The 26484-nt window shown below is 68.0% G+C and carries 23 protein-coding genes; 12 read left to right on the top strand and 11 right to left on the bottom strand.

The features are described 5' to 3' along the window. Window positions 1-295 precede the first annotated feature (295 nt). From HOV91_RS19635 to HOV91_RS19645, 3 genes are all read left to right on the top strand, one after another. Window positions 296-1654: a S1 family peptidase gene (locus HOV91_RS19635; protein WP_174186858.1), complete on the top strand. Its 1359-nt coding sequence runs from the start codon at window positions 296-298 to the stop codon at window positions 1652-1654. Between the two features lie 175 nt (window positions 1655-1829). Further along, window positions 1830-3092: a S1 family peptidase gene (locus tag HOV91_RS19640; RefSeq protein WP_312884705.1), complete on the top strand. Its 1263-nt coding sequence runs from the start codon at window positions 1830-1832 to the stop codon at window positions 3090-3092. Window positions 3093-3230: 138 nt separating this feature from the next. After that, window positions 3231-4118, top strand: a complete 888-nt coding sequence (locus HOV91_RS19645) for an NRDE family protein (protein ID WP_174186860.1) — start codon at window positions 3231-3233, stop codon at window positions 4116-4118. Window positions 4119-4188: 70 nt separating this feature from the next. On the opposite strand, the gene HOV91_RS19650 is transcribed toward HOV91_RS19645, so the two are convergent. Further along, complete coding sequence (locus HOV91_RS19650) at window positions 4189-4773, bottom strand: DUF8020 domain-containing protein (RefSeq protein ID WP_312884706.1); 585 nt, start codon at window positions 4771-4773, stop codon at window positions 4189-4191. Between HOV91_RS19650 and HOV91_RS39945 the strand changes: the two genes are divergently transcribed. Beyond that, entirely contained in the window at window positions 4760-5050 is a 291-nt protein-coding gene (locus HOV91_RS39945) for a hypothetical protein (protein ID WP_246350447.1), read from the top strand. The genes HOV91_RS19650 and HOV91_RS39945 overlap by 14 nt on opposite strands. Window positions 5051-5370: 320 nt before the next feature. Beyond that, window positions 5371-8505 (top strand): (Fe-S)-binding protein, encoded by a 3135-nt coding sequence (locus HOV91_RS19655; RefSeq protein WP_174186862.1) that lies wholly within the window; start codon window positions 5371-5373, stop codon window positions 8503-8505. A gap of 38 nt (window positions 8506-8543) precedes the next feature. On the opposite strand, the gene HOV91_RS19660 is transcribed toward HOV91_RS19655, so the two are convergent. Beyond that, the gene (locus HOV91_RS19660; protein ID WP_174186863.1) at window positions 8544-9107 is read right to left on the bottom strand and encodes a YybH family protein; all 564 of its coding nucleotides are present in this window, start codon (window positions 9105-9107) and stop codon (window positions 8544-8546) included. 227 nt (window positions 9108-9334) lie between these two features. Between HOV91_RS19660 and HOV91_RS39950 the strand changes: the two genes are divergently transcribed. Beyond that, window positions 9335-9499, top strand: a complete 165-nt coding sequence (locus tag HOV91_RS39950; protein WP_312884707.1) for a sigma factor — start codon at window positions 9335-9337, stop codon at window positions 9497-9499. Between the two features lie 111 nt (window positions 9500-9610). Here the strand turns inward: HOV91_RS39950 and HOV91_RS19670 are convergent, their stop codons facing one another. From HOV91_RS19670 to HOV91_RS19680, 3 genes are all read right to left on the bottom strand, one after another. Further along, window positions 9611-10759: an acyl-CoA dehydrogenase family protein gene (locus tag HOV91_RS19670; protein WP_174186864.1), complete on the bottom strand. Its 1149-nt coding sequence runs from the start codon at window positions 10757-10759 to the stop codon at window positions 9611-9613. After that, window positions 10759-11988 carry an acyl-CoA dehydrogenase family protein gene (locus HOV91_RS19675; protein ID WP_174186865.1) on the bottom strand — a complete coding sequence of 410 codons (1230 nt, stop codon included), beginning with the start codon at window positions 11986-11988 and terminating at the stop codon, window positions 10759-10761. Before HOV91_RS19675 ends, HOV91_RS19670 begins: the two co-directional genes overlap by 1 nt. 186 nt (window positions 11989-12174) lie before the next feature. Then, on the bottom strand, window positions 12175-12711 hold the full coding sequence (locus tag HOV91_RS19680; RefSeq protein ID WP_312884708.1) for a YdcF family protein: 537 nt from the start codon (window positions 12709-12711) through the stop codon (window positions 12175-12177). A 144-nt stretch (window positions 12712-12855) separates the two neighbouring features. Between HOV91_RS19680 and HOV91_RS19685 the strand changes: the two genes are divergently transcribed. Next, the gene (locus HOV91_RS19685) at window positions 12856-14178 is read left to right on the top strand and encodes a UDP-glucose dehydrogenase family protein (protein WP_174186867.1); all 1323 of its coding nucleotides are present in this window, start codon (window positions 12856-12858) and stop codon (window positions 14176-14178) included. A gap of 151 nt (window positions 14179-14329) precedes the next feature. Further along, window positions 14330-15637: a DUF7159 family protein gene (locus tag HOV91_RS19690; RefSeq protein ID WP_246350424.1), complete on the top strand. Its 1308-nt coding sequence runs from the start codon at window positions 14330-14332 to the stop codon at window positions 15635-15637. Between the two features lie 78 nt (window positions 15638-15715). Here the strand turns inward: HOV91_RS19690 and HOV91_RS19695 are convergent, their stop codons facing one another. The 3 genes from HOV91_RS19695 to HOV91_RS19705 form a co-directional block, all read right to left on the bottom strand. Then, the gene (locus tag HOV91_RS19695; protein WP_174186868.1) at window positions 15716-16993 is read right to left on the bottom strand and encodes a YibE/F family protein; all 1278 of its coding nucleotides are present in this window, start codon (window positions 16991-16993) and stop codon (window positions 15716-15718) included. Window positions 16994-17384: 391 nt separating this feature from the next. Next, window positions 17385-18638 carry a pyridoxal phosphate-dependent aminotransferase gene (locus tag HOV91_RS19700; RefSeq protein WP_174186869.1) on the bottom strand — a complete coding sequence of 418 codons (1254 nt, stop codon included), beginning with the start codon at window positions 18636-18638 and terminating at the stop codon, window positions 17385-17387. Window positions 18639-18738: 100 nt separating this feature from the next. Further along, window positions 18739-20079, bottom strand: a complete 1341-nt coding sequence (locus HOV91_RS19705) for an NsdA family TPR-like regulatory protein (RefSeq protein WP_174186870.1) — start codon at window positions 20077-20079, stop codon at window positions 18739-18741. A gap of 229 nt (window positions 20080-20308) precedes the next feature. Between HOV91_RS19705 and HOV91_RS19710 the strand changes: the two genes are divergently transcribed. Next, window positions 20309-20758 (top strand): hypothetical protein, encoded by a 450-nt coding sequence (locus HOV91_RS19710; protein WP_043734071.1) that lies wholly within the window; start codon window positions 20309-20311, stop codon window positions 20756-20758. 81 nt (window positions 20759-20839) lie between these two features. Here the strand turns inward: HOV91_RS19710 and dcd are convergent, their stop codons facing one another. Further along, a complete protein-coding gene (gene dcd, locus HOV91_RS19715) occupies window positions 20840-21439 on the bottom strand; it encodes a dCTP deaminase (RefSeq protein ID WP_174186871.1) in 600 nt (199 codons plus the stop codon). A gap of 112 nt (window positions 21440-21551) precedes the next feature. On the opposite strand from dcd, the gene HOV91_RS19720 reads away from it, so the two are divergent. The 3 genes from HOV91_RS19720 (at window position 21552) to HOV91_RS19730 (ending at window position 24454) form a co-directional block, all read left to right on the top strand. Next, the gene (locus HOV91_RS19720; RefSeq protein WP_174186872.1) at window positions 21552-22325 is read left to right on the top strand and encodes an SDR family NAD(P)-dependent oxidoreductase; all 774 of its coding nucleotides are present in this window, start codon (window positions 21552-21554) and stop codon (window positions 22323-22325) included. Window positions 22326-22546: 221 nt separating this feature from the next. Further along, complete coding sequence (locus tag HOV91_RS19725) at window positions 22547-23296, top strand: phosphatase PAP2 family protein (protein ID WP_174186873.1); 750 nt, start codon at window positions 22547-22549, stop codon at window positions 23294-23296. Window positions 23297-23458: 162 nt separating this feature from the next. Next, window positions 23459-24454, top strand: a complete 996-nt coding sequence (locus HOV91_RS19730; RefSeq protein WP_217440789.1) for an aldo/keto reductase — start codon at window positions 23459-23461, stop codon at window positions 24452-24454. Between the two features lie 29 nt (window positions 24455-24483). Here the strand turns inward: HOV91_RS19730 and HOV91_RS19735 are convergent, their stop codons facing one another. Then, window positions 24484-25173 (bottom strand): hypothetical protein, encoded by a 690-nt coding sequence (locus HOV91_RS19735; RefSeq protein WP_174186874.1) that lies wholly within the window; start codon window positions 25171-25173, stop codon window positions 24484-24486. A gap of 107 nt (window positions 25174-25280) precedes the next feature. After that, the gene (locus tag HOV91_RS19740) at window positions 25281-25565 is read right to left on the bottom strand and encodes a hypothetical protein (protein WP_174186875.1); all 285 of its coding nucleotides are present in this window, start codon (window positions 25563-25565) and stop codon (window positions 25281-25283) included. Between the last annotated feature and the right edge of the window lie 919 nt (window positions 25566-26484).

The raw sequence follows: 26484 nt of genomic DNA on the forward strand, positions 1-26484 counted from the left end.
GCCAACCACGACGACGCCGCCGACCACCACCCGTTCTTCGACGGTGCGCAGCACCACGACCACCGGGTACCCGTTCCCGCAACTACCGCAGATCCCCACCATCCCCGGAATGGGAATACCGGGTAGTCGGTGATTAGTAGCGTCCTTCCCGGGTTTGTGGCTTAGAGTGTTGGCGCTGACCGTGTTGTCGGATGAATTCCCGCACCGGTCTGTTGCTGGACGAAGACTGTGTGCCAACGGATTCTGCCCGTTGCCACGGATTTAGCTGGCACGTGCGTGCCGACGAAGGGACTTCATGCGCAAGTTGGTGGCGCGTCGCGCCGCGGTCAAGGCTGTCGCCATCGCTTCGACCGTTCTCCTGGCTCCCTTGTTCGGCACGACGACCGCCGCCGCGGTTCCCGACGCGCCCGCGCAACTCGCCGCGGACAACCTGCCACCGGAACTGGTGCAGGCCATCGCGCGGGATCTGAAGATGACCCCGACCGAATACCTCGACCGCGCCGCGCGGGCCCAGCAGCTGCGCGACTACGCGCGCGACTTCCGTTCGGAGCGGCCGGATTCCTACGCGGGCGCCTGGATCGGCGCCGACGGCAAGCCCGTCGTCGCGGTCACCTCGCTGGACGCGGCCAAGATCGCCGCGGCCGACGGTTACCAGACCAGGCTCGCCCCGGTGTCGGCCGACAGCCTGGAGGGCTCGCTGGTGCAGCTCAACCAGTGGGTCACCGGTCTGCCGCGGGAGATCTCGCAGGCGATCAACTCCGTGGCCATCGACTTCCTGAACAGCCAGCTGGTGCTCAGCGTCGCCAACACCCCCGCGGGCCACATGCTCAACCTGCCGACCCTGCTGGCGAACATCAAGGTCATCCTGTCGCCGAACGGCGGCGGCCCGGTCGAGCGCAGGCCGATGGGCGGTGACACCTACATCAGCGCTCCCGGTCCGCTCGCCGACTCGTCGCTGCGCGCGGTCGACGTGTGCTCGTTCGGGTTCAACAGCATCGACGCGTCCGGCAACGCGCTGAACATCAGTGCGGGCCACTGCGATCCGAATCTGGGCAAGGGCAACCAGGAGGCCGCCGTCTACCTGCCCAACGTCCGGGACATCCCGGCCAGCCCCGAGTTGGGCACCTTCGTGCGCGCCTCGCTGGGCGGGCAGTCCGCGCTGGACTACTCGGTGATCAAGCTGAACGAGCGCGCGGTGCGGGCGGGCATGGACCAGCCCTCGGTGCGCGGCGCCAACGGCACCACCCTGGCGATCACCGGCACCGCCGACCCGATCACCGGCGCCCCGGTGTGCAAGTCCGGCCAGTCGTCCACCTTCACCTGCGGCTTCGTCGTGGCCGATCGGGTGGAGACCCAGCTCTACACCGCCGCGGGCGAGAGCAAGACCGTGCGCGGGTTCGCCAGCTCGGCCTGCACGCTCGGCGGTGACAGCGGCGGCGCGATCGTGTCCGGCACGCTGGCGCTCGGCATCACCAGCGGTTCCAACGCCGCGGACGCGCCGAACTGCAACGAGGCCAACATCGCCCTCGCGCAGTACGGCGGCACCGCTTCGCTCGGCATCCCGATCCGGGCGATCCTGGCCGATGTCGACGCCTCCTCCGGCGGCGGGATCGGCAGCGGAATCGCCGTGCGCACCCGGTCCAACGTGGGCTGAGCGCGAACCCGAAACATGTGGCAATCCACATATCCTCGGTCGTGCGGCTATGCGGGAGTCGAGAACCACAAGTTGAGTAGGCATACCGCGCCAAACCCCATATAGTCTGCTCATGCTCCTGCCACGTATAGGTCCTCCCCGATCAGCTGCGCGACAGACCGGAATCCGAAAAACAGTGATCGCCGCCTCGGCGGCGATACTGCTGTTCGGGCCCACGGCGGCAGTGGCGACGGCGGAACCCGACCAGGCTCCCGGCCTCCCCGCCGAACTGGTCGCCGCGGTGACCCGCGATCTGAAGATCTCCCCGGCCGAGTACCTGCACCGCGCGGAGCTGGCGCAGCAGGTGGCCGCGTTCGCCACCACCGCTCAGCGGCAGTACCCGTCCGTGTTCGCCGGCTCCTGGCTGGACGACGCGGGCAAGGCGGTCGTAGCGCTGGCCCAGGGCCCCGGCGCCGACGAGGCGAAGAAGTCCGCCGAGTCGGCCGGTTTCGAGGTCCGCAACGTCGCCAAGAGCGAAGCGGCCCTGCGTGGCGAGAAGAGCGCGTTCGAGCGGTGGCTGGAGGGCCAGCCCGAGGCGGTGCGCTCGCTGGTGCGCGGCGCGGTGGTGGACACCGTGAACAACGCGATCGCGGTGCGCGTCGACCAGGCGGGCCTGCCGATGCCGAACTTCATCGACCCGGCGCGTGTCATCGTGATGGCCCCGCCGGTGGCGGGCGAGCAGGGCACCCTGCAGGCCGGTGAGATCGCCGGTGAGGCGCGCGGCCCCCTCGCGGGCGGCGACGGCTACGCCTCGGTCGCGGGACGCAGCTCGCTGCGCTGCTCGCTCGGCTTCAACGGCACCGACCGCAACGGCAACACGGTGAACATCACCGCGGGCCACTGCAACCCCGACATCCCGTCCGCGGGCAGCGGCAACGCCGCGGGCGTCTACGAGATGAACGGCGAGCGCCTCGGCGCGCAGCTCGGCGTCTTCCAGAAGTCGGTGCTCGGCGAGCAGGACTACTCGATCATCCGGGTCAACGACCAGGTCAAGGACCGCTTCGCCAACAACGGCGTGCGGGCGCCCGGCGCGGCTCCGATCGCGGTCGACGGCGTGGCGACTCCGGTCGTCGGCGCTCCGGTGTGCAAGTCCGGTGCGCGCACCGGCTTCAGTTGCGGCGTGGTCAACGCCGTCGACCAGACCGTGCAGGTCGGCGACCGGGAGCTCACTCAGAGCTTCTCGGCCAACATCTGCGCGCTGCCCGGCGACAGCGGCGGCCCGATCGTCACCGGCCGCCTGGCGCTCGGCATCTCCAGCGCGTCGTCGGTGGCGGACTACCCGATCTGCGAGATCCCGAATCTGATCGGCGCCCTGACCGGTAATGTGCCGCAGCTGTTCGCGCAGCCGGTGCACGTGGTGCTCTCCGACAACCCGGGGCTGCGCGTGCGCACCAACTGACGCAGGACCGCGAGAAGGCCGACAGCCATTGCGCTGTCGGCCTTTTCGCCGTCTCAGGGGCTTTCCACTGCCCTTACGCGGCCCCCTGCGCGGGAAACCCCGCATGCATGGCGGTACCGGTCCGGCATGCTGGTCGGCATGTGTTTGGTGTTGATCGGCTGGCGCGCGCATCCGGAGTACCGGTTGATCGTGGCGGCCAACCGGGAAGAGTTCTACACCCGGCCGACCGAGTCGATGCGCTGGTGGCCGGAGGCGCCCGGTCTGCTCGCCGGACGCGATACCGGGGCCGTCGGCCGTGCCGCGGGCGAGCCACCCGGCACCTGGCTGGGGCTGGGTACCCACCCGCACGGCGACAATCGCTTCGCCGCGGTCACGAATGTGCGCAATCCCGCCGATCAACGCGCTGACGCCCGCTCCCGTGGCGCGCTGCTGATGAACTTCCTGCGCGGGGCCTCCGATCGCGGTCCGGCAGGCGAGTTCCCCGGGCCGGAGAAGTACGTCCTCGACGTCGCCGCCGCGCCCGACGATTACAACGGCTACAACTTGGTGGTCTCCGACCTGCGCACGCTGTGGTGGCATTCCAATCGCAGCGCCGCCGAACCACGCGAGTTGACTCCGGGCTTCCACGGCCTCTCCAACGGCACGTTCGTCACGTCCGCGGGTCCGACCCTGGGCGAAGCGAATCTGACCGCGCCACAGCCCATCTGGCCCAAAGTGCGGGCCGGGGTGACGGAGCTGCGGGAGGTCGTGCGGACCGAGCCCGGCGCGGTGGACCGCTATTTCGACGTGCTGGCCGACCGCACCGAAGCCCCCGACGAGCTGTTGCCGCGGACCGGGGTTCCGCACGAGATGGAGCGGGCGCTCTCGGCGAGGTTCGTCGCGCACACCGTGCACGGCACCAGAGCCAGCACGGTGCTGGTCGTCCGCGAGGACGGGACGTTCGAGATGGTGGAGCGCTCGTTCGGCAGGCTGGGCGAGGAACTGGGCGAGGTCGTCGTGCGCGGCCTGCTGGATCTGGCCGGGTGAACGACCAGCGGCCCGCCCTCCGAGGAGAGCGGGCCGCCGATGATCTGACGAGAAGGGCCGGGCCGAAGGCTTACTTCGGCTTGTCAGCCCACTTCGTGGTGCCATCCGGCGCCTGCAGCGTGTTCAGCAGGTCCATTCCGGCGATCGCGAGAGCCGGACCGCCCACCGCGATGGTGCCGAGGATGCCACCGATACCGGCGAACGCGACGATCGTCGGGATCGCAGCGATGCACCCGACGATGGTGAGGCACTCGACGAGGCCCACCGCCGTCCCGATCAAGCCGCCGGCGATAACGCCGACAGCAGTGCCGAGGAAACCACCGACAGCGGTCGCGATGCCGAACTGGCTGGCGAACTCGTTCTGCGCGCGCTGGTTCTCGATCGGCGACGCGACCGACTTGAGAACCACCGTGTTGGCCTTCGCCTCGGTCTTCTTGTCGGCCGGGACGGCGTCCTGCTCAGGAGTCAGCTCCAAAACGGTGCTGTCTTCCTTCACGACCGGCTTCACCGGGACAACGGTGTCGGCGACCTTGAAGGCGATCGGCAACGTGAGCACCTCGTTGCCCTGCGAGTCCTTGATCTTGTAGACGTCGTCTTCCTTGACGTCCTCGGAGGACTTCGCCAGTTCGAACGTGCCCCCCTTGAGCGTCGTCACGACGGTCTTCTCCACCAGCTTGACCGAGTACCGGATGGGGTCGGCGGCCGGTTCGGCGTCGGCGTGGGCGGTCGCCGATCCGATGGTCATCGCACTGATGACCATCGCGGCCGCCGCGGTGGTTCTGCGGAATTTCATTCAGTTTCCAATCCATCATCAGGTCGTACGTAACCGCTGGTCTTCAGCACGCGAGAGCTCTATCCAGCAAATCCGGGTGGTCGGCACCGGATCCTCCCCGAGCAGTGTGAAGACGGTCGCAGTCATCAGAACGTCGTGAGCCTAATAGAACGCCGCGTTTTAAGCGAGATCCCTTATCAGCCATGGGGACTAAGCCGATCCTTACCGACTGGACGGAATGCTTGGACGTTTACGGTGGTGATCGGCCACCCACCAGCGGGATCAGTGCGAATTACTGTGAGATTGATCACAGGTAAATAGAGGGTCAAGCCCCAGCATATGGGGCTATAGCCCAAAAGCTGATCGTACGATGGACATGGTTGTTACTGGCGGGTAACTTACCTGCAGTTAGGATACGAGCGAACCGAGGCGGTAGCGGAAGCAGCCGCGCCCGGGGTGCCTCTAAAGAAAGGTCGCGACATGAATGCCCTGACAGTGACGCTGGGCACGATTGGGGCGGCGCTCAGCCTTCTGTGTTGGGCGTCGTTCATCGGCGGCGTCCGCAATATCGCGCGCGCCATCATGATCGGACAGCCCGCGCCGGACCGCTGGCGGCCCTTCTTCCCGCGCTTCAAGCAGATGCTCGTGGAGTTCCTCGCGCACACGCGCATGAACAAATTCCGCACCGTCGGCTGGGCGCACTGGCTGGTGATGATCGGCTTCCTCGGCGGCGCCATGCTGTGGTTCGAGGCATACGGGCAGACGTTCGATCCGGCGTTCCACTGGCCGCTGATCGGCGACACGGCGATCTACCACCTGTGGGACGAGATCCTGGGCATCGGCACCGTGGTCGGCATCCTCGCGCTGATCGTCCTGCGGCAGCTGAACCATCCGCGGTTGCCGGAGCGGCTGTCCCGGTTCAGCGGCTCCAAGTTCGCGCCCGCCTACGTCATCGAGGCGATCGTGCTGCTCGAGGGCCTCGGCATGATCTTCGTGAAGGCGGGCAAGATCGCCGCCTACGGCCACGCGAACCCGGCCACCGACTTCTTCACCATGCAGATCGCCAAGCTACTGCCCGCCAACACCACGATGGTCGCGCTGTTCGCCTTCGTGAAGCTCATGTCCGGCATGGCGTTCCTGTACTTCGTCGGCCGCAACGTCACCTGGGGCGTGGCCTGGCACCGCTTCTCGGCGTTCCCGAACATCTACTTCAAGCGTGAGGAAGACGGCGGCGTCGCGCTGGGCGCGGCCCGGCCGATGATGTCGAAGGGCAAGCCGGTCGACATGGAGACCGCCGACCCGGACACCGACACCTTCGGTGCGGGCCGGATCGAGGACTTCACCTGGAAGGGCTGGCTGGACTTCACCACCTGCACCGAGTGCGGTCGCTGCCAGTCGCAGTGCCCCGCCTGGAACACCGGTAAGCCGCTGTCACCGAAGCTGCTGATCATGTCGCTGCGCGACCACGGCTACGCCAAGGCCCCCTACCTGCTGGCCGGCGGCCGCAAGGACATGGGCGGCGACGAGGTCGGCTTGGTCGACGCCGAGGGCAACCCGAACGAGGCCGCGCTGGCCAAGATCGCCGAGTCCGCCAAAGCAGAGGCCGAGCGGCCGCTGGTCGGCGGCGCCGAGGTCAACGGCATCATCGATCCCGAGGTGCTGTGGAGCTGCACCACCTGTGGCGCGTGCGTCGAGCAGTGCCCGGTGGACATCGAGCACGTCGACCACATCATCGACATGCGCCGCTACCAGGTGCTGATCGAGTCGGAGTTCCCCTCCGAGCTCGCCGGCCTGTTCAAGAACCTGGAGAACAAGGGCAACCCCTGGGGCCAGAACGCCAAGGACCGGCTCAACTGGATCAACGAGCTCGATTTCCAGATCCCGGTCTTCGGTCGGGACGCCGACAGCTTCGACGGCTACGAGTACCTGTTCTGGGTCGGCTGCGCGGGCGCCTACGAGGACCGCGCCAAGAAGACCACCAAGGCGGTCGCCGAACTGCTCGCCACCGCGGGCGTGAAGTTCATGGTGCTCGGCGCGGAGGAGACCTGCACCGGTGACTCCGCTCGCCGCGCGGGCAACGAGTTCCTGTTCCAGCAGTTGGCGCAGCAGAACATCGAGCTGCTGAACTCGGTGTTCGAAGGCGTCGAGGACCGCAAGAAGAAGATCGTCGTCACCTGTGCGCACTGCTTCAACGCGTTGAACAACGAGTACCCGCAGGTCGGCGGCAGCTACGAGGTCGTGCACCACACCCAGTTGCTCAACCGGCTGGTGCGCCAGAAGCAGCTGATCCCGGTGGCCTCGGTGTCGCAGAACGTCACCTACCACGACCCCTGCTACCTGGGCAGGCACAACAAGATCTACAACGCGCCGCGTGAGCTGATGGCCGCGGCCGGCTCGAACCTGGTCGAGATGCCGCGGCACGGCGAGCGGTCCATGTGCTGTGGCGCCGGTGGCGCGCGGATGTGGATGGAAGAGCAGCTCGGCAAGCGCATCAACATCGACCGGGTGGACGAGGGATTGAGCACCCTCGCCGCGCCTTCCGGTCGCTCCGCAGGCTCCGCTCCTGGGAAGATCGCGACCGGCTGCCCGTTCTGCCGCGTGATGCTCAACGACGGCGTCACCGCGCGCCAAGAGAAGGGTGAGGGCGAAGGCGTCGAGGTCGTGGACGTCGCGCAGCTGATGCTGGACGCCATCGACCGCGTCGAGCCCGCGGTCCTGACCGAGAACCTGACCGTCATCCAGGAGCCGAAGGCGCCCGTGGCGGAACCCGAGCCGGAGCCCGAACCCGCCCCTGCCGCCGAGGCTCTCGCACCGGCCAAGGCCGCGCCGACCGGCGGCGGTCTGGCCATGAAGGGCCCGGCGAAAGCTCCCGGCGGCGGCGGTCTGGCCATGAAGGGCCCGGCCAAGGCGCCCGGTGGTCTAGGAATGAAGGGCGCGGCCAAGGCCCCCGGCGCGAAGGCTCCGGCAGCGGAACCGGCGGAAGCAGAGGCCACCTCGGCGCCCGCCGCTCCGGTCAAGGGTCTCGCCATGAAGGGTCCGGCGAAAGCTCCCGGTGGTCTGGGGATGAAGGGCGCGGCGAAGGCGCCCGGCGCCAAGGCTCCGGCCGCGGCGCCCGCCGCCGAATCCGCGGCGGAGGCTCCGGCAGCCGAAGCCCCCGCGGCCAAGCCGGTCAAGGGTCTCGGCATGAAGGGTGGCGCCAAAGCGCCCGGCGGTGGTCTCGCCATGAAGGGCGCGGCCAAGGCGCCCGGCGCCAAGGCCCCGGCCGCCGAAGAAGCACCTGCGGTCCAGGCGGCTGCGGAACCGGCTGACGCTCAGCCGACCGAGACGAAGCCGACCGAGACGAAGCCGACCGTGCCCGCCAAGGGACTGGCCATGAAGTCCGGCTTCAAGCGGCCCGGCCCGAAGGCCCCCGGCAAGGCCGCTCCGGCCGAACCGGCCGCGACGGACCCGGCTCCCGCCGCGGAGACCTCAGAGGCGCAGCCCGAAGCCGTGGCCGAGCCGGAGCAATCCAACGGCGCGAACGGCAATGGTCGGCACGATGTCGCGCCGCCCGCCGCCAAGCCGGGCGGTCTCGGCTTCAAGTCCGGTGCGAAGGCGCCGGGCCGGAAGAACTGAACACGACGATGAGAGCCCGGGTCCTCGGACCCGGGCTCTCATCGTTTTCCGAGTGCCCGGGCCGCACGCCACAGCGCACGCGGGCCGAAGCGGCTGAGCAAGTTGGTGATGACCAGCTGAAACACGACTTTGCCCCCGCCCCGTGCAGGAGCGTCCTTCTCGGACGCGAGCCAGACTTGGAAATTCGCCGGGTTGATCGGCAGAGAGATATGTTCGTGCGTGATCGACCACTCGCCGTTCGACCGTCGAAGGCACACAGTCTCGCGCACCCAGATCGACAGCTCGATCCCGCCCTTGTGCTTTCCCGAGTCCAGATGAAGCATGTTGGCGAACGCGACGTCTTCACTTGTGACGATGGTCAGATCGTGCGTTTCCAGACCGATGGGGCCGTCGTAGCCGTCGAACCACCGCAGGAAGTTGCGGCGTACTTCTTCGGTTCCCGTGAACCGGAGAGGAGCGACGGCATCGTAATAGACGATGTCGGAGGAATAGCACGCCATGAGTCGATCGATGTCCTTCGACCGCTGGGCGTCGGTGCGGCTCGCCAAGAACGCCCTGATCCGGGCTTCATTCGAAGTCGTCGTGTCTCCGTTCGAGGTCATCGTGTCTCCGTTCGAGAAGTCCGACCGCAACCGGCTCCCCGGCGGCGGTCCCTGTGTCACTAGCCCGACGACACAACCGGGACAAATGTGAGGCGGTTCGCCGCCTCACATTTCCAGGCGCTGCCTCGTCGGTCTGAGGAGCGGGATGCGACAAGGGAAGGACGCGACACCATGACCACCCGAACAAGGGGCCGCCGGACGGTCGTCTCGATCCGAGTCCGAACGCGGTGACGAGCGAGCGCCGCCAGCTGATCAATGTCGCGTACCGGCTCCTCGGTTCGGTGGCCGATGCCGAGGACGTCGTGCAGGAGACCTACGCCCGCGGCCCCGGCGACCCAGCACGCGGACATCGTCAGGGACTTCAAACAGGCATGGGAAGCGGCAACGACTGACAGGCGGCCTGCTCGCCGACCAGGCCGCCTCGGCGCGAAGCGCGATCCGCAGCGCGGTGAGCGCGGTCCCGGCACGCGGGCGCGAGCACCGGCGGTGCCGGACCGGCCGCTTCACGGCCTGGTGAGCGCCGCGTACCGGGCGAGATGCTCGTCGGTCGAGCCGAATTCGTGCTCGATCACGGTGAGCCGCTTGAAGTAGTGGCCGATGGCCAGCTCTTCGGTCATGCCCATCGCGCCGTGCAGCTGTACGGCGTTCTGCCCGATGAACCGCGCCGCCCTGGCGACGGTGACCTTCGCCGCCGACACGGCGCGCGCCCGCTCCTCGGCCGCGGAGCGCAGCGAATGGACGACCAGGTGAACGGCCGCGATGGCCTGTTCGAGTTCGATGTACATGTCGACCATGCGGTGCTGCAACACCTGGAAGCTGCCGATCGGCTGACCGAACTGCTGGCGCTGCTTGGCGTAGTCGATGGTGTCGGCGAGCACTTTCCGCATGCAGCCCACCGCCTCGGCGCAGATCGCCGCGGTCGCCTCGGCGATGGTCGGCTCGATGACGGTCCAGCCGTCGGACTCCGTGCCCACTAGCGCGTCGGCGGGCAGGCGCAGGCCGGTGAACGCGAGATCGGACGCCGTGCGGTCGTCGATGGTGCGGTAGGAATGCGCTTCGACGCCCGGCGGGGGCTCGCTCGGGTCGAATTCGACCAGGAACAGCGAGATGCCCGCCTTGTCCCGCCGTTCGCCGGAGGTTCGTGCGGTGATCAGCAGGTGGGTGGCCAGCGGAGCGCCGGTCACCACGGTTTTGGCGCCGTCGAGCACCCAGCCGTCGCCGTCGCGGCGGGCGGTGGTCGACACGTCGTACAGCGCGTGCCCGGAGGTCGGCTCGAGCGCGGCGAACGCGATGCGCGCGTCGCCGGACACGATCCGGCGCAGCACGGCGTCGGCCTGTTCGCCACCGGAACGCTCGAGCAGTCCGGCGCCGACCACGACCGTGTCGACGAACGGCTCGACCACCAGCGCCCGGCCGAGTTCCTCGGCGATCACCATGAGCTCGACCGGGCCGCCGCCGGTGCCGTCCACCCGCTCGGGCAGGGTCGCGCCGAGGATGCCGAGTTCGTCGGCGAAGCCGCGCCAGACGGCGGGCTGCCAACCGGTCTCCGATTTCGCGGCGGCGCGGCTCTTCTCCAGGTCGTAGCGGGCGCCGAGGTAGCCGGCGATCGCGGAGCGGAGCATTTCCTGCTCGTCGGTAAGCGTGAAGTCCATCAGAGCCCCAATGCTGCTTTGGCGAGGATGTTTCGCTGAATCTCGTTGCTGCCCGCGTAGATCGAGCCCGCCCGGTCGTTGAAGTACCGCAGCGGAGCGACGGCCTGCCAGTCCGCGCCACTGTGGTACCCGTCGGCGGGCGGCGTGAACTGGGCGATCGGCCCGCCCGGCAGCGTGGCGTGCGGCTGGTAGACCCGCCCGCGCGGACCCGCCGCTTCCAGCGCCAGTTCGGTGAGCTGCTGGCTCAGTTCGGTCGCGAGGATCTTGAGCATGGACGAGGCCGGTCCGGGGTTCTTGCCCTGCGCCATCGCGGAGATCGTGCGGAACTCCAGGATCTCCAGGACCTCGGTGCGAATCCGCAGGTCCGCCAGTTTCGCCGCGAACGCGCGGTCGTCGATCAGCGGATTGCCGTCCGGTCCCGGCTGCTGCGCCGCGGCGGTCGCGATGTCCTTGGCCATGACCTGCAGCCACGGGGCGGCCGCCCCGCCCCGCTCGTGCACCAGCAGGTACTTCGCCACGGTCCAGCCGTCATCGATCCGGCCGAGCACGTTGGTCTTGGGCACCCGCACGTTGTCGAAGAAGACCTGGTTCTGCACCTGCTCGCCCGAGGTCATCACCAGTGGCCGGATCTCGATGCCCGGCGCGGTCATGTCGATCAGCAGGAACGTGATGCCCTGCTGTTTCTTGCCCGTGCGCGAGGTGCGCACGAGGCAGAAGATCCAATTCGCCTCGGTGGCGTGGGTGGTCCAGATCTTGCTGCCGGTGCACACGAAGTCCTCGCCGTCGTCGACGGCGGCCATGGTGAGCGCGGCCAGGTCCGATCCGGCCTCCGGCTCGGAGTAGCCCTGACAGAAGAACACCTCGCCGGTGAGGATGCGCGGCAGATAGAACGCCTTCTGCTCCTCGGTGCCGAACGCGATGATCGCCGGCGCCACCATCTTGATGCCCATCGGCGACAGCGCGGGGGCGCAGGCCAGCGCGGATTCCCGCTGGAAGATGTAGTGCTGGGTCAGGCTCCAGTCGCATCCGCCGTGCTCGACCGGCCAGGCGGGCGCCGCCCAGCCGCGCTCGTGCAGGATCTTCTGCCACTGCATGCTCGCCTCGTGGTCGGGATACACGCTCGTCGCCAAGCGCCCGGCCCGCCGCAATTCCGGCGTCAGTTTCGCGGCGAGGAACTCACGCACCTCGTCCCGGAACGCCAGATCCCCCGCTGACCAGTCGTATTCCATCTGCCCTCCCAGAGGGTGTGCACCGTTGCTTCCATGGCGAACATCCCGCCACCACGAGACAGAATGTACGGCCGCTTCTCTCAACGAGTCAAACTGACGTCATGCGCCCGCAGATCCCTGGCCGCTTGCGACCGGAATGCCGACAGCCGGGCCCGGTTACCCCGCGGCACACATTGGGCGGACTGCTCAGCAGTCCTCGAAGAAGGCTTTCACATAGCCCACGGATTGGTAGGCGTAGTCGTAGGCCCAGCGGGGGAGGGAGAGGTCGGGTTCGGGGTCGGTGAAAAGGAGTTCTCCGTCCCAGCACTTTTGCAGGATGTAGCGGGCTCGGGAGATGTGGGGGGTGAAGGTGACGACGATGACTCGGTGCCAATTGTGGGTGCGGGCGAGGCGGGCGAGTTCTCGACCCTCGCCGCGGGTGGTGCGCGGAGACGGGTCGAAGCACAGGACCTCGAAGCTGTAGCCGCCGTGACAGATGCGGTTCAGCATGGGGCTGTTCTCATAGGGGTTGGAGAACACCACGCGGGGCGCGTAACCCTCGCGTGCCAGCCGCAGGCCCAATTGCTCACGTCCGTCGTGCGCGCCGCCCAGGACGAGGACGGCGTCCGCTCGCGCGGGCGGCTCGGTCCGCGGACGCACGTAGACCGGCCACAGCGCGATCGTGGCGACGACGACCGCCAGCCCGGCGCCGAGCGCGGTCACGGCCCACCGATGACGTCGCACCACGCCGATGCTAGCCGGGCGCCGCAAGCATTCCCCCAGGTCAGCACGAGCGCGGCGGCGATGTCGCCGCATGTACATCTGCTGTTGCCCCGACCCTTGCCTCGCTGACGTGGCGTGTCCACCGGCGAGGCTTACCAATCGATCATGCGATGCACAGTCTTCGGAACCGGGTATCTCGGGGCCACGCACGCGGCGTGCATGGCCGAACTCGGGCACGACGTCATCGGAGTGGACGTGGACCCGGGCAAGGTCGCGAAGCTGTCCGACGGAGTCGTGCCGTTCTACGAACCGGGCCTGGAGGATGTGCTGCGTCGCAACCTCGACGCGGGTCGGCTGCGGTTCACCACCTCCTACGCCGAGGCGGCCGCGCACGCGGACGTGCATTTCCTCGGCGTGGGCACCCCGCAGAAGAAGGGCGAGTACGCCGCCGATCTGAAGTACGTGCACGCGGTGGTGGATACGCTCGCCCCGCTGCTGGAACGTCCCTCGGTGATCATCGGCAAGTCCACGGTTCCGGTCGGCACGGCCGCCGCGCTCGGAACCCGCGCTCGCGCACTCAGTTCCGCCGACGTCGAGGTGGCGTGGAATCCGGAGTTCCTCCGGGAAGGCTGGGCGGTCAAGGACACCTTGCGGCCGGACCGGCTGGTGCTCGGTGTCGATAGGGAGCGCGCGGCCGCCGGGTGGGTGGAGGATCTGGTGCGCGAGATCTACGCCGATCTCATCGCCGCCGAGGTCCCGTTCCTGCTGACCGACCTGGCCACAGCGGAATTGGTGAAAGTCTCGGCCAACGCCTTTCTGGCGACCAAGATTTCGTTCATCAACGCGGTGTCGGAAGTATGCGAGGCGACCGGCGCGGATGTGACCATGCTGGCCGACGCGCTCGGCTACGACGCGCGGATCGGCCGTCGGTTCCTCAACGCGGGCCTGGGTTTCGGCGGTGGATGTCTGCCCAAGGACATCCGCGCGTTCATGGCCCGCTCCGGCGAACTCGGCGCCGACCACGCCGTCGCCTTCCTGCGCGAGGTGGACAACATCAACATGCGCCGCCGGGCCAAGGTGGTGGACATGGCCGCCCGCGCCTGCGGCGGCTCGCTGCTCGGCGCAAACGTCGCGGTGCTCGGCGCGGCGTTCAAACCGGAATCCGACGACGTGCGCGACTCTCCCGCGTTGAACGTGGCCGGCATGATCCAGCTGCACGGGGCCGTGGTGACCGTCTACGATCCCAAGGCGCTGGAGAATTCGCGCCGGGTGTTCCCCACCCTGAATTACGCGACGTCGGTCGCCGAGGCGTGCGAACGCGCCGACGTGGTGCTCGTGCTCACCGAGTGGGACGAATTCACCGCGCTGCAGCCCCGGGACCTGGACCGCGTGGTGCGCTCCCGCTCGATCATCGACGGCCGGAACTGTCTCAATCGTGCCACTTGGAGAGCAGCCGGATGGGTGTACGCGGGACTCGGCACACCGTAGAGTTGCGGGGCGAGGCGGGCTACTGCCAGACAGACGACCAGTCCTGCCTTAAGCACAGCTGATCGCCGGCGGTAGGGTCCGTCCAGCGGGTCTCCGCCGACGGACGGCGCAGGCTCGCATGTCGTGAAGTATGAAACGAGATGGGCAGCTGATGAGTTCGGTACTGGGAGTTTCGGTGGGGGCCGGCGCTGTCCGTATGGCGCGACCACACGCCGCTGACCCCCACGGGCATGTCTCCCCCCGTACCTTCGATCTGCAGACCATTCCGGTCGTCGACCAGAGCGTGGAAGAACTGGCCGCCGAAGCCATCGGAGTCACTCTCGAGGCCACGCCGGGAATCAGCGCTACCGCGATCGCATACCGCAGTGAGCAGCACGCTCGCGCCATCCGCGCGGCCCTGGCCCGCCAGCAGGTGACCAATTACGAACTCGTGCCCGAGATCGCGGCCGCACTGGAGTTCGCGCAGGCCACCGGCGATATCCGGGGTATCTCCTCCCTGGTCGTCTATGACCTCGGCAGCTCGGGCCTGACGGTGAGCGTGGTCGACACACAGACTCGTGAAGTCCGCCATAGCGAGCGCACCAGCGATATCAGCGGCGACTATCTCGACTCCTTGATTCGTGAGCAGCAGATCGCGTCGGGCCGGATCGCGCACCCCCCGAACGCTGCGGGCCTGGCCGCCCTGGACGCGCTGTGCCGGGAGGCCAAGGAACAGTTGACCACCAACACGGCGGTGGCGCTGCCAAGCGAGCAGGGGTTGGTCCTGCTGGCGCAGGAGAACTTCGAATCGCTCATCATGCTGGCCATCGAGTCGTCCGCGCGGATGGCGCGCGACGTGATCGTGCGCTCGGACCGCCCGGTGCACGGCGTGCTTGCCATCGGCGGTTGCGCCCGGATCCCGTTGGTGGCCAAAGTGCTCGAACGCTGGATGGGCGTGCCGGTCATCGTGCCGGACAGCCCGGAGACGGTGATGGCGCGCGGCGCCGCCCTGCTGGCCAGACCGGTCCGCAAAGAGGCCCCGGCCGCGAGCGCCGCGCTGGACGACGAGCTGTCACCCGCTTGGTTGTCGGCGCCCGCGCAACGCGGCAAACGCGAGATCAGCGGCGCAGTGCTGACCGTCAGCGCGCTGGCCGTGGTCGCCGCGATCGGGCTCGGCCTCGGCTACGGCCCGCAGGTGCTGGAACGAGATTCGCACACCAGCGAGAGTTCGCCGTCGTTATCGCCCACCACCACACCGCGCACGACCAGCCTGGATCCGCAGGTCGCTGGAGCGCCCGCCACGACGGAGTCGCCCGCGCACGAGTCGATCGCCGCACCGCCGCCGAACCGGCGGCCGACCACCAGCGAGCCGCCACCCACGCCCGGCCCGAACACTATTGTGGTGCCCGGCCTCCCTCCGATCGTGGTCCCCACGATCCCGCCGGAGGTCTTCCCCTTCCCTCCGCCCCCGCCACGCTGAACCCGCGAGACGCCCGCAGCGTCTCCCGGACTCGGACTTCGGCGCGGTGGCGGATTCGATTTCTGCTCGAAAACGCACTCACACCCTGGCGTGCCGGGCGCGGCGCGGGGGCGGTGTCGGGCTCGATTCCCGCGCCTTGAACGGGCGGGCAAGCAGCACCGCGATACCGGTGGTCAACGGCACCGAGAGCGCCAGCGCGATACCGCCGACCGCCGAGCGGGTGATCTCGATGGCCACCGCATCACCGGTCAGCACGTCGCGGATCGACCGCCCCGCCACGCTGAACAGCAGCAACAGCGGCAGCGCGCCACCGGCGTAGGCGAGCACCAGCGTGTAGACGGTGCTGGCGATGTGGTCGCGCCCCACGCGCATGGCGGCGGCGAAAATCTCGCGCCGCGATGCCGACTCGTCGAGGGCGGCCAGCTCGAACGCGGCCGACGCCTGGGTGATCGTGACGTCGTTGAGCACGCCGAGCGAACCGATGATGAACCCGGCCAGCAACAGGCCGGTGATGCTGACGTGCTCGATGTAGGTGGCGACGTTCGTGTTCTGTTCCTCGGAGAGCCCGGTGAGGCTCGTCATCTCGATCACCAGCCAGGACAGTGCCGCGGCGACCAGCATCGAGGTCAGCGTGCCGAGCAACGCCGAACTGGTGCGCAGGTTCACCCCGTGCGCCAGGTACAGCACCGAGTAGAGGATCAGGGAGCCCGCGACCAATGCGACCGGGATCGCGGGTTTGCCGTCCAGCAAAGCGGGCAGCATGAACATCACCAGGACCGCGAAGGCGAACACCAGGCCCAGCAGCGCGCGAACGCCACGCCAGCGCGCGACCACGATGATCACCACCACGAAGGCCAGGGCGATCAGCGTCAGCGGCAGCCCACGCGAGTAGTCCTCGAACGAGTACAGCGGCGTGCCGCTGGGATCGGTCTGGCGCACCAGCCGGAGTTCGTCGCCCGCACGCAGATCGGGTTGGCCTGGGCCGGGGGCGATCTCGAGCAGCGTGTGATTGCCTTTGTGCGGCCCGGACTCGAGCGCGATCAGGCTGCGCTGACAGGTGTAGGCATTGGAGCGCGGCGGTTCGGGCTTGTCGACGAACACCTTGCCGAGGGACGGACTGCCGCACGGCCCGATATCCTGCAGCACCACGGTGCCCGCCTCGGTCTGCACCGCCCCGCCGCCGGCGTTCTGCATCGGCAGCGGGATATCGATGTGCTGCTTGCTCGGCCACAGCACGATCGCGCCGAGGACGACGGCGACCCCGATCACGGCGAGTATCCCGATGACCACTCGCGCCGCGGTCGCGCCTATCGCGATCGGCCCCGAGTGATCGTGGTGATGGTGGTGGTCGCTCACCGCGCTCCTACCTGTCAGATGTGTTTCCGCCGGGAGCGAGCCTAAAGGATTTCATTTTCAAGACCCTCGGGACGGCTACCGAACACAGCGGAGACACGGTCAGGGCGATCCGATCGCAAGAAACGGGATTTGGAGGGGGCGGCGGAGAGCAGGGGGATGTCTCCGCCGCCCGCAGGGCAGGCGGCCCAGGGGGGTAGGCGGCCTAACCCAAGGCCGGATGTGCCCAGGGGGGGTAGGCAATCCGGCCGGGCACTCAAAGTGCCGAGGACCACTGTACACAAAAGTACTTCTTTTGCGCTAGTTGGTCGCCAAACCTGACAGATATCCGTACGCCGAGTTTGTTTCCGGGCCGGAAGCGGGGCGATTATATTGCCCGCTGGATGCCTTTCCACTACTGGCGATAGCTGGCGAGGAAGTTGCCGAAGCGCTCGATGGCGACCGCGAGATCCCGCGCCCAGGGCAGCGTGACGATCCGGAGATGGTCGTGATCCGGCCAATTGAAGCCGGTGCCCTGCACCATCAGGATCTTCTCCTGCAGCAGGAGATCCAGGATCAGCTTCGAGTCGTCGTGGATCTCGTACACGTTCGGATCCAGCTTCGGGAACGCGTACAGCGCGCCCTTCGGCTTCACACACGTCACGCCGGGGATCATGTTCAACCGCTCCCAGGCGACGTCGCGCTGTTCGAGCAGCCTGCCACCGGGCAGGATCAGATCCTCGATGCTCTGATGCCCGCCGAGTGCGACCTGAATGGCGTGCTGCGCGGGCACATTCGGACACAACCGCGACGAGGCGAGCAGGTCGATGCCCTCGAGAAAACCGGCCGCGTGCTCCTTGGGGCCGGTGATCGCCAGCCAGCCCGACCGGTAGCCCGCGACCCGGTAGGCCTTGGACAGGCCGTTGAAGGTCAGGCACAGCAGGTCGGGCGCCACGCTGGCCAGCGAGATGTGCTTGGCGTCGTCGTAGAGGATCTTGTCGTAGATCTCGTCGGCCAGCAGCAGCAGCTGATGTTTGCGCGCGAGGTCGGCGATCTGCTGGAGCACTTCGGCGGAGTACACCGCGCCGGTGGGGTTGTTCGGGTTGATCACCAGCAGCGCTTTGGTCTTGTCGGTGATCTTCGATTCGATGTCGGCGATATCGGGCTGCCAGCCGTTGGCCTCGTCACACAGGTAGTGCACGGGGGTGCCGCCCGCCAGGCTGGTCATCGCGGTCCACAGCGGGTAGTCCGGCGCCGGGATCAGCACCTCGTCGCCGTTGTCCAGCAGGGCCTGCATGGTGATGGTGATCAGCTCGGAGACGCCGTTGCCGAGGTACACGCCGTCCACGTCGAGTTCGGGAAAGCCCGGCACGAGTTCGTAGCGGGTGACGATCGCGCGCCGCGCCGACAGGATGCCCTTGGACTCGGAGTAGCCCTGGGCGTACGGGAGCGCCGCGATGATGTCGCGCATGATCACGTCCGGCGCCTCGAACCCGAACGGCGCGGGATTGCCGATATTGAGCTTGAGGATGCGGTGGCCCTCGGCCTCCAGCCGTGCCGCGTGCGCGTGTACCGGTCCACGGATCTCGTAGACGACGTTCTGCAGCTTCGTGGACTGCTCCAGAACACGCGGGGGGCGGTGCGGATGATGAGGACTCACCCGTCCCATGGTGCCATCCGTCGCAACCCGATAAATCGCCTGTCCGCGGTCACCACCGAGGTCCGTGCCCACGACGGTGGCCGCGGCGAAGCGGGATGTGACGCGTCACTCAACCAGCCGAGCCGCCCGGCGGGATGCTCTTGGCCGCGGTGGAGCCGCAGAACTCCTCGATCCGCTCGTCCAGCCTGCGGGCCTCGATCGCGTCGCGGAAGGCCGGGGCCGCGATCCGCCTGCGCACACCGGTCAGCCGCTCCTCGAGCTGCGCGATGCGCTTGTCCTCGTCGAGGCCGAGCACCGGTTGCAGCGCCTCGGCCGCGCCGTCCAGGCTGCCGTTGATCAGATGGGCGGCCGCGCAGTCCACCCTGGCCAGGGCTTCCGCGCCGTAGGAGCGCTGTTCGGAAGGCCCGCTCGAATACAGCTCGATGGCCCGCTGCGTGGCGCTGAGCGCGGGCTCGGCCTGACCCAGATGGATGTAGGTGGCGCCCGCGTAGTAGTTGGCCTTGGCGTCGTTGAACCCGAAGACGCCGCCCACCTCGTCGTGCAGGGCGTCGCTGGCGGCGATCTCGCGGGCGTCGTCGGCCGCCCGGACGCAGCGGTCGGTGTCCGCGGCGCTGCCCAGCGCCGACCAGATTCGCGCCTCGATATTGAGCAGTCGCACGTGCGCGGTGGCGGACTCGGCGAACTCCTGACCGCTCTGGGCGAGCTGGACCGCTCGGCGCGGGCGCTGCGACCAGTACTCGATCAGCGCGTGCATGCCGCGCGTCCAGGCGCGAAGTCCGTTGTGCCCGCACAATTCCGCGTAGGCCCACGCGGCGCGGATCTGCTCGCCCGCCGCGTCGTAGTGGCCGAGATCGGTGCTGGCGTTGGCGAGCAGGCCCGAGAGCGTGCCCGCCAGGAGATACAGATGACTGGTATCGGCCGGCCGCTGATGGCCTTCCAGCAGCCGGTACACCCGGCGGCGCACCCGCACCATCTCCACCATCATCGGAACGGGCGGAATGTGCACATAATCGTTCGCGATGCGGGTGACATCCGCGTCGAGCTGTTCCAGCGTGCTGGCGCCGACATTGGTGCTCTCGGCTTTGCCGGCGTGCTCGCTGGCCTCGTGGGCAGCCGCCATGATCAGATCCCTCTCCGAAATAGCCGCTAACGCAACACCTCTCATCGCACCGGCGTCTATGAGAGCTAAAAGGTCCGCGTCGCTCGAATAATGAACGCGCGCCGGGGCATCGGTACGCGCGTCGAATTCCGGCGGGACGGCTCGATCGACCAAGGGCTGATCGATCAATGCCGCGAACCGTGCCCGCACCACATCGTCGGACCTGGCCAGCGAGGTATCCAGGGCGGCTTGGTTGATCGGCCGTGGATGGACCCGGACGCCCCCGGCTTCCCACTTCGAGACCAAGCGTTCGTGTACGCCCAAATGGGCGGCGAATTCCCTGATGCTCATCCGCTTGGCATCGCGAAGGGCGCGGGCCTCTCTGCCTGACCAATGCCTGACCACGGTGTCATCCTTCCGAACGAACTCCCTCCCAGAGTACGAGCGGTTTGTGAGCGCGGCCACAACTGAATTACGGCTTCTATCAAAGGCAGCGGAAGGGCAGCGCAAGGCGGGCAGGCAGGCGGTGCCGAATCCGGCGGCGGGCCGGGAACATTGAAGCGGAAGGCAAGGAGTCGCCGTGAATGTCGAGAAACTCAGGACCGTAGACGATTGGGTGGCGTTCTATCGACACGAGTTCGGGTTGCCGGTCACCGAGCGTGGCGGTTTCGCCATGCTCCCGGTCACCGGACGCGTCTGCGTCGTCCACCTGCCGACCGCGCGGGCCGAGAAGGTCCGCGTCGCACTGGAACAACAGGGGACGAGGGGTCCCATGTTGGCCAGGCAGATCCGATGGAGTTTCCTCGCCGAGCCCGACAGCCGACCGGGACCGCAGGTGCTCGAGGTGCTCAATCGGCTGGATATCGGCCTGCCCGCCGTCGGCAGCGCCGTGATGTTGCCGACCGGTCTCGGCCGCTGGACCCGGGAAGGGTGCTTCTGGGTCAGCCCGCCGAACCGCGGTGACACGCTTCCACCGCTGTCCGTCATCCTCACTACGGCGCTCGCGGTGGGAGCGGGCGGCGGGGACTGATCACCTCCGCGATCAGCTCCCCGCTGCCGCCGACCGGGTCCGCCTCTCCCCCACAGTCGACGAGGCGGACCCGGTTTCGGCTCAGCGTGATTCGGCGGCGTCGATCACCGCGGCCGGAACCGGGAAGTTGAGGTAGGACCGCGAGGGGGTGGGTCCGCGCTGGCCCTGGTATTTCGAGCCCGCCACGGCGCTGCCGTACGGATGCTCGGCCGGGCTGGTCAGCCGGAGCAGGCACAACTGACCGATCTTCATACCGGGCCACAGCGTGATCGGCAGGTTCGCCACGTTGGACAGCTCCAGCGTGATGTGCCCGCTGAAACCGGGATCGATGAAACCCGCGGTCGAGTGGGTCAGCAAGCCCAAGCGGCCCAGGCTGGACTTGCCTTCCAACCGTCCGGCCAGGTCGTCCGGCAGCGTGCACACCTCGAGGGTGGAGCCGAGCACGAACTCGCCGGGGTGCAGCACGAACGGCTCGCCCTCGGTCGGCTCCACCAGGCTGGTGAGTTCGTCCTGCCGCTGCGCGGGATCGATGTGGGTGTAGCGGGTGTTGTTGAACACCCGGAACATCCGGTCCAGGCGCACGTCGATGCTCGACGGCTGGATCAGGTTCTCCAGCAGCGGCTCGACGCCGAGACGCCCAGCGGCGATCTCCGCGCGGATGTCACGATCGGAAAGCAGCACGCGACGAGCGTAGCGCCTGCTCGACGGGGCTCCTCAGGCGCACAGTGATACATAGAGAGCGATATCCTCGCATTCATTCGGGCGACGCCGCCCGCGACCGAAGGGATGCACCATGACCGAGGGCTCGCTGTTCGACCTGACCGGCCACGTCGCCGTCGTCACCGGAGGCAACTCCGGCATCGGTCTCGGATTCGCCCGCGGGCTCGCGAAGGCCGGGGCCGATCTGTGCGTCGTCGGCCGCAACGCCGAGCGCAACCAGGCCGCCGCCGCCGAACTGCGCGCGTTCGGCGGGCGCGTGCTCGCGCTGAGCTGCGACGTGGGCGAGGAACAGCAGGTGATCGACACCTTCGGCCGCGCGACCGCCGAACTCGGCCGCGTCGACTCCTGCTTCGTGAACGCCGGCGTCAATCAGGGTTTCATCCCGTTCGTGGAGACGGATCTCGCGGAATTCCGCCGGGTCACCTCCCTCAACCTCGACGCCGCGTTCGTGACGCTGCGCGAAGCGGCGAAGGTAATGCTCGCGCAGGGCGAGGGCGGCAGTCTGGTCGCCACCGCGAGCCTCGCCGCCCAGCAAGGCGTTCCGCGCGGGCAGTCCTACGCGGCCAGCAAGGCGGGGCTGATCGCCATGGTCAACTCGATCGCGGTGGAACTGGCCAAGCACGGCATCCGCGCGAACTCGGTGCTGCCCGGCTGGGTCGAGACGCCGATGACCGAGGGGGCCTTCGCCTGGGACCGTTTCCGCGAACGCGTCCACCCGAGAATCCCGGTTCGCCGCTGGGGCCTGCCGAGCGATTTCGAATCCGTCGCCGTCTACCTCGCCAGCCCCACCAGCGTCTACCACACCGGCGACACCCTGCTGATCGACGGCGGCTACAGCAAGTTCTGACGTCTCCGGCGCCGCCCACCGGTCCCTCGCGAGGACGGCGCCCCACACCGCCGTGTCCACCGCGGTCGAAATGTCGTCCTGGCCACCCCGCCGCCATCGGTCGGTGCGGCCGCGGCCGACTAGCCGACGAATCGCGGTGGTCGGGTCCGGGGCGGAGTCACCTCGCCGGTGTGGGAAGCGGCGCGGATCACAAGCGGGGTCCGACGTGGGAACGTGGAGGGGTGACCTCCCTACGCATCCGGAATATCGTCGGGGTGCTCACCGCGTTGCTGGTGGTGTGCGCCGCAGTTCTCACGGCGGGCGTGGTCGGCGACGGCGGCCCCGGCGGGATCGATCGCGGCATCGCCGAATGGGCCATCGCGCAGCGCAACGATGCGCTGACCCCGATCGCCGTGGTGGTCAGCGTGCTGGGCGGCACGCTCGCCATGACGGCCCTTGCCACCGCGACCTGCCTCGTGCTGTCCTGGCGGCGGCGCTGGACCTCGGCGGCGCTCGTCGCGATCACCGGGCTCGGCGGCGGACTACTGGTCCGCGGCGGCAAGCGGCTGACCGACCGCGACCGCCCGCCCGTCGAGGACCACCTGATCAGCGTGTCCAACCAGGCATATCCTTCGGGACACGGCATGGGCTCGTTCGTCGTGGTCGGCATCGTCTTGGTGGTCGCGCTCCCCAGCCTGCACGGTCCCCTGCTGCGCGCCTGGGCCGCGATCGCCGCCGCGGTGTTCGTCCTCGCGGTCGGCGTGTCGCGCGTCTACCTCGGCGTCCACTGGACCACCGACATTCTCGGCGCTTGGTGCTTCGGGGCGCTGTGGCTCATTCTCTGTCTGACGGTCTACCGCTATCTCGTGCGCGGTGGCGACTCGGTGAGCGACCGTGAGCGAGATTCCACCGACAGGGTTGGACAAAGCAGGGAACCGGAGCCGTCCGCGTCGGGCAACGTCGCTACTCCGTCCGACTACCGGCGGGCATAGCTCGCGAGATCAGCCGCGTCCTTCCGACCGGCATGACGTCATTCCGCACTGATCGGCGGTCCGGCCCGGCTTCCTCGGGCGGTCCTGGACGCAGGTCGCCCGTGTCGATACCAGCACTGCCACGGCCTGCCTACCGCCCCGGATGCGATGCAGACTGCTCGCATGATGCGATACCGACTGTTCGGCCGAACCGGTCTGCGTGTGTCCGAACTCGTGCTGGGCACCATGGCGATCGGTGACGTGGACGAATACCGGCGGATTCTGAACGTGTTCGCCGATGCCGGAGGCAACTTCGTCGACACCGCCTCGGCCTACGGTGCGAGCGAGGAAATGCTCGGCACCGTGCTCGACCGCCGCGACCGCTTCGTCATCGGCACCAAGTACACGCTCACCCGGGACGCGAGCGACCCGAATGCCTCCGGCAACCACCGCAAGAACCTGATCCGATCGCTCGAACAGAGTCTGCGACGGCTGCGCACCGACTACATCGACGTGTACTGGGTGCACGTATGGGACCGGCACACGCCGATCGAGGAGACGGTACGCGCGCTCGATGAGGTCGTACGCACGGGCAAGGTGCTCTACATCGGCATCTCCGATGCCCCGGCATGGGTTGTGGCCCAGGCCAACACACTCGCCCATTGCCGGGACCGGACACCGTTCGCCGGTTTGCAGGTGCCCTACAACCTGCTGCAACGCGATGTCGAACGCGAACTGCTGCCGATGGCCGAAGCGTTCGGGATGAGTGTGACCACCTGGGCTCCGCTGGCGCGCGGGGTTCTCTCCGGTGCGACGGGACGACGCGCCGACCCCGCCCGATTCACCGATCGGGAACGCGCCGCAGCCGCCGCAGTCGAGACCGTCGCAGCCGAACTCGGTGTGCCACCGGCCCATGTGGCGATCGCCTGGGCCAGGCATCGGTCACCCGCCGTCCTGCCGCTGGTCGGCGTCAGCACCGCGGCCCAGCTCGAACAGAATCTCGGTGCCGTCGACCTCACGTTGTCCGATGAGGCAGCGGCCGTTCTCGAGGCGGCGGTCCCCTTCGAACTCGGGTTCCCCGGCGATTTCATCGCCGAATGCGACCGGTCCCCGCAGGTCTACGGCGAGGCGGTGCGGCGAGTCGACGTCTCCTACCCGTTCAGCGGGATCGGGCGCTGACCGACGGGAACCCCGAGCCACCGAGGAACTTATCCGGAACCCAGGTCTGTACGCGCCTGCGCAGCGATCTCGTCGATGCTGGTCTCCTCCGCGTACTTGTCGATAGCCGCGAGGCCCACAGCCGCGACCCGTCGCCATTCGTCGTCGTCTATGAGCACGTCCGGCCGTTGATCGAGATGGTTCTTGACAGCCATCAAGGAAGTGTCGGCGGGTTCGAACATCAGTGCGCTCAGCTCGCGGTCCCGGCGGGCGAGGGTCGGGCCCATCTCGCTGCCCACGATTCGCACGGTAGCTTCGGCACGCATATGCGCTCGCAGTGGTTCCTCGAGCTTGCTCAGCTCCGTGGCGATGGCGGCGCGGTTGGGCGGGTGTACTTCCAACGCGGCACGAATCCGACCCAACTGGACGGCGAAGTCCATAACCGACGCGACATAGGCGACATATGCCGTGCTGCGATCCTTCCGCACGGACTGCGCAGCCGCGAAGCTTTCCTGTCGGTTCATCTCCGTGCGGCTCACATGGGTAGAAGCCCACGCCGATACCCCAGCCGAGATCACCGCCGCAGCCACCGCGGTGATCAGCGCGTATCGCCCGCTCCGCGTCGCGACCCGCAGACCGCGCTGGAGTTCCGCCAAGTCGAACGAAGAGGCCGGCGCCGAAGGTTCGGCCGGACCGGCAGGCTCATGAAGCCTCTTCGGCGCAGCGGTCTCGTCATCCATGAGCTCAAATTACGTCGCACGAGGTCTTCGAAGGGGTAGACGCGCAGGTAGCAGTGCACGGGACGGAGATGCGGGTACACACCGCTACTCTCCGACCCAGACCGGCTCTACAGGTGCGTCTTGGCTCCTTCCTTCAGGAAACGCGCGATTCCAGCCGCCGCGATCTCTTTCGCGCGCCCGATGTCGTCGGTCGTCTCGGAATATGAGCGGATCAGCCGACCTGCGTCGTCCCCGAGCGTGACCCGTAACGTGCCATCGGCTCCGATGACCCGGATGACGGCATATCCGCCGTCGAACGGCTTGGCCAACCAGTGGTCCACGGCGGGGCCGCTCAGCGCCCAACCATCGGCGGTGTCAACGTTGCGCAGCCGCGACCACCCGGAATATTCCATGTCAGCCCGCCATCGCGGTCGGTGGATGCGAAGTGCGAGGACGGTGATCGCCCGCTCTCGGCCGAGCGGGTGCGCCCGCTGCCCCCTGCGGACGCTCGGCGGTGGTCGCCCTGGAGGACCACAGACGCAGACACCGCACGCAGCAGGAATCCGAGATTTCGCGGGTGATCGGGCGGACCAGCAGCCTCGTCGCGCCGAAGTAGCACGCCATTGTGCAAACGGCGGCGGCGACGGCCGCGACAGTCGCGGCCATCACTCATCACTCCTGGTCGAGGGGCTATCGGGCATGAACCCTCCGGGCCTCCGCCTGCCGTGTACCTGGTCAGCCCATGCGCGCACGGCCGCGATCACTACCTGCCCCGAGGGTCGAAACGGGTTGCGCGGAGGGACTATCCAGTGACGGATCGCCCCAGCGGACGCAGTAGGCGATGGAAGCGCAATGCTCGCCCCGGTCCGTGCGACGTTGACATCCAGACGGAACATCTCGGCGAACAACTTCACGTCGCCCAGGTCGATATCCGGGCGTATCAAGAAGGTCCACCTGCCGGATCGCGAGTGCCCGATGATCGGCCCGACCGCGTTCCCACAGCTCTGCAAGTGAGCCTTGACCGCCTGCCCGAGCCGGGTCGGCATCGTGAGGCCCCACACGCTGCCCGCCCGAAGGATGATCCGCCCCAACTCGGGCGGATCGATGACGACGGGTAGATCGCAGGTCCGCCGGTAGTACTGACAACGGGACAGTGGGGTGTCCCCGAACGCTCCTTCGTCCATCAGTAGACCTCTGCTCCCATGAATGATGGTGGGTGCGCAGGGCCTCAAGGAGGCGATAGAACGGCCTCTCCACCCGCGCAGAACAAGGAGACCATCGCGACGGTTGGGCAGGGCTCTCAGTCTGAAAATTTCACCGATTCGGCCTAAA

It is taken from the genome of Nocardia barduliensis (assembly GCF_013315795.1).
Taxonomy (GTDB): domain Bacteria; phylum Actinomycetota; class Actinomycetes; order Mycobacteriales; family Mycobacteriaceae; genus Nocardia; species Nocardia barduliensis.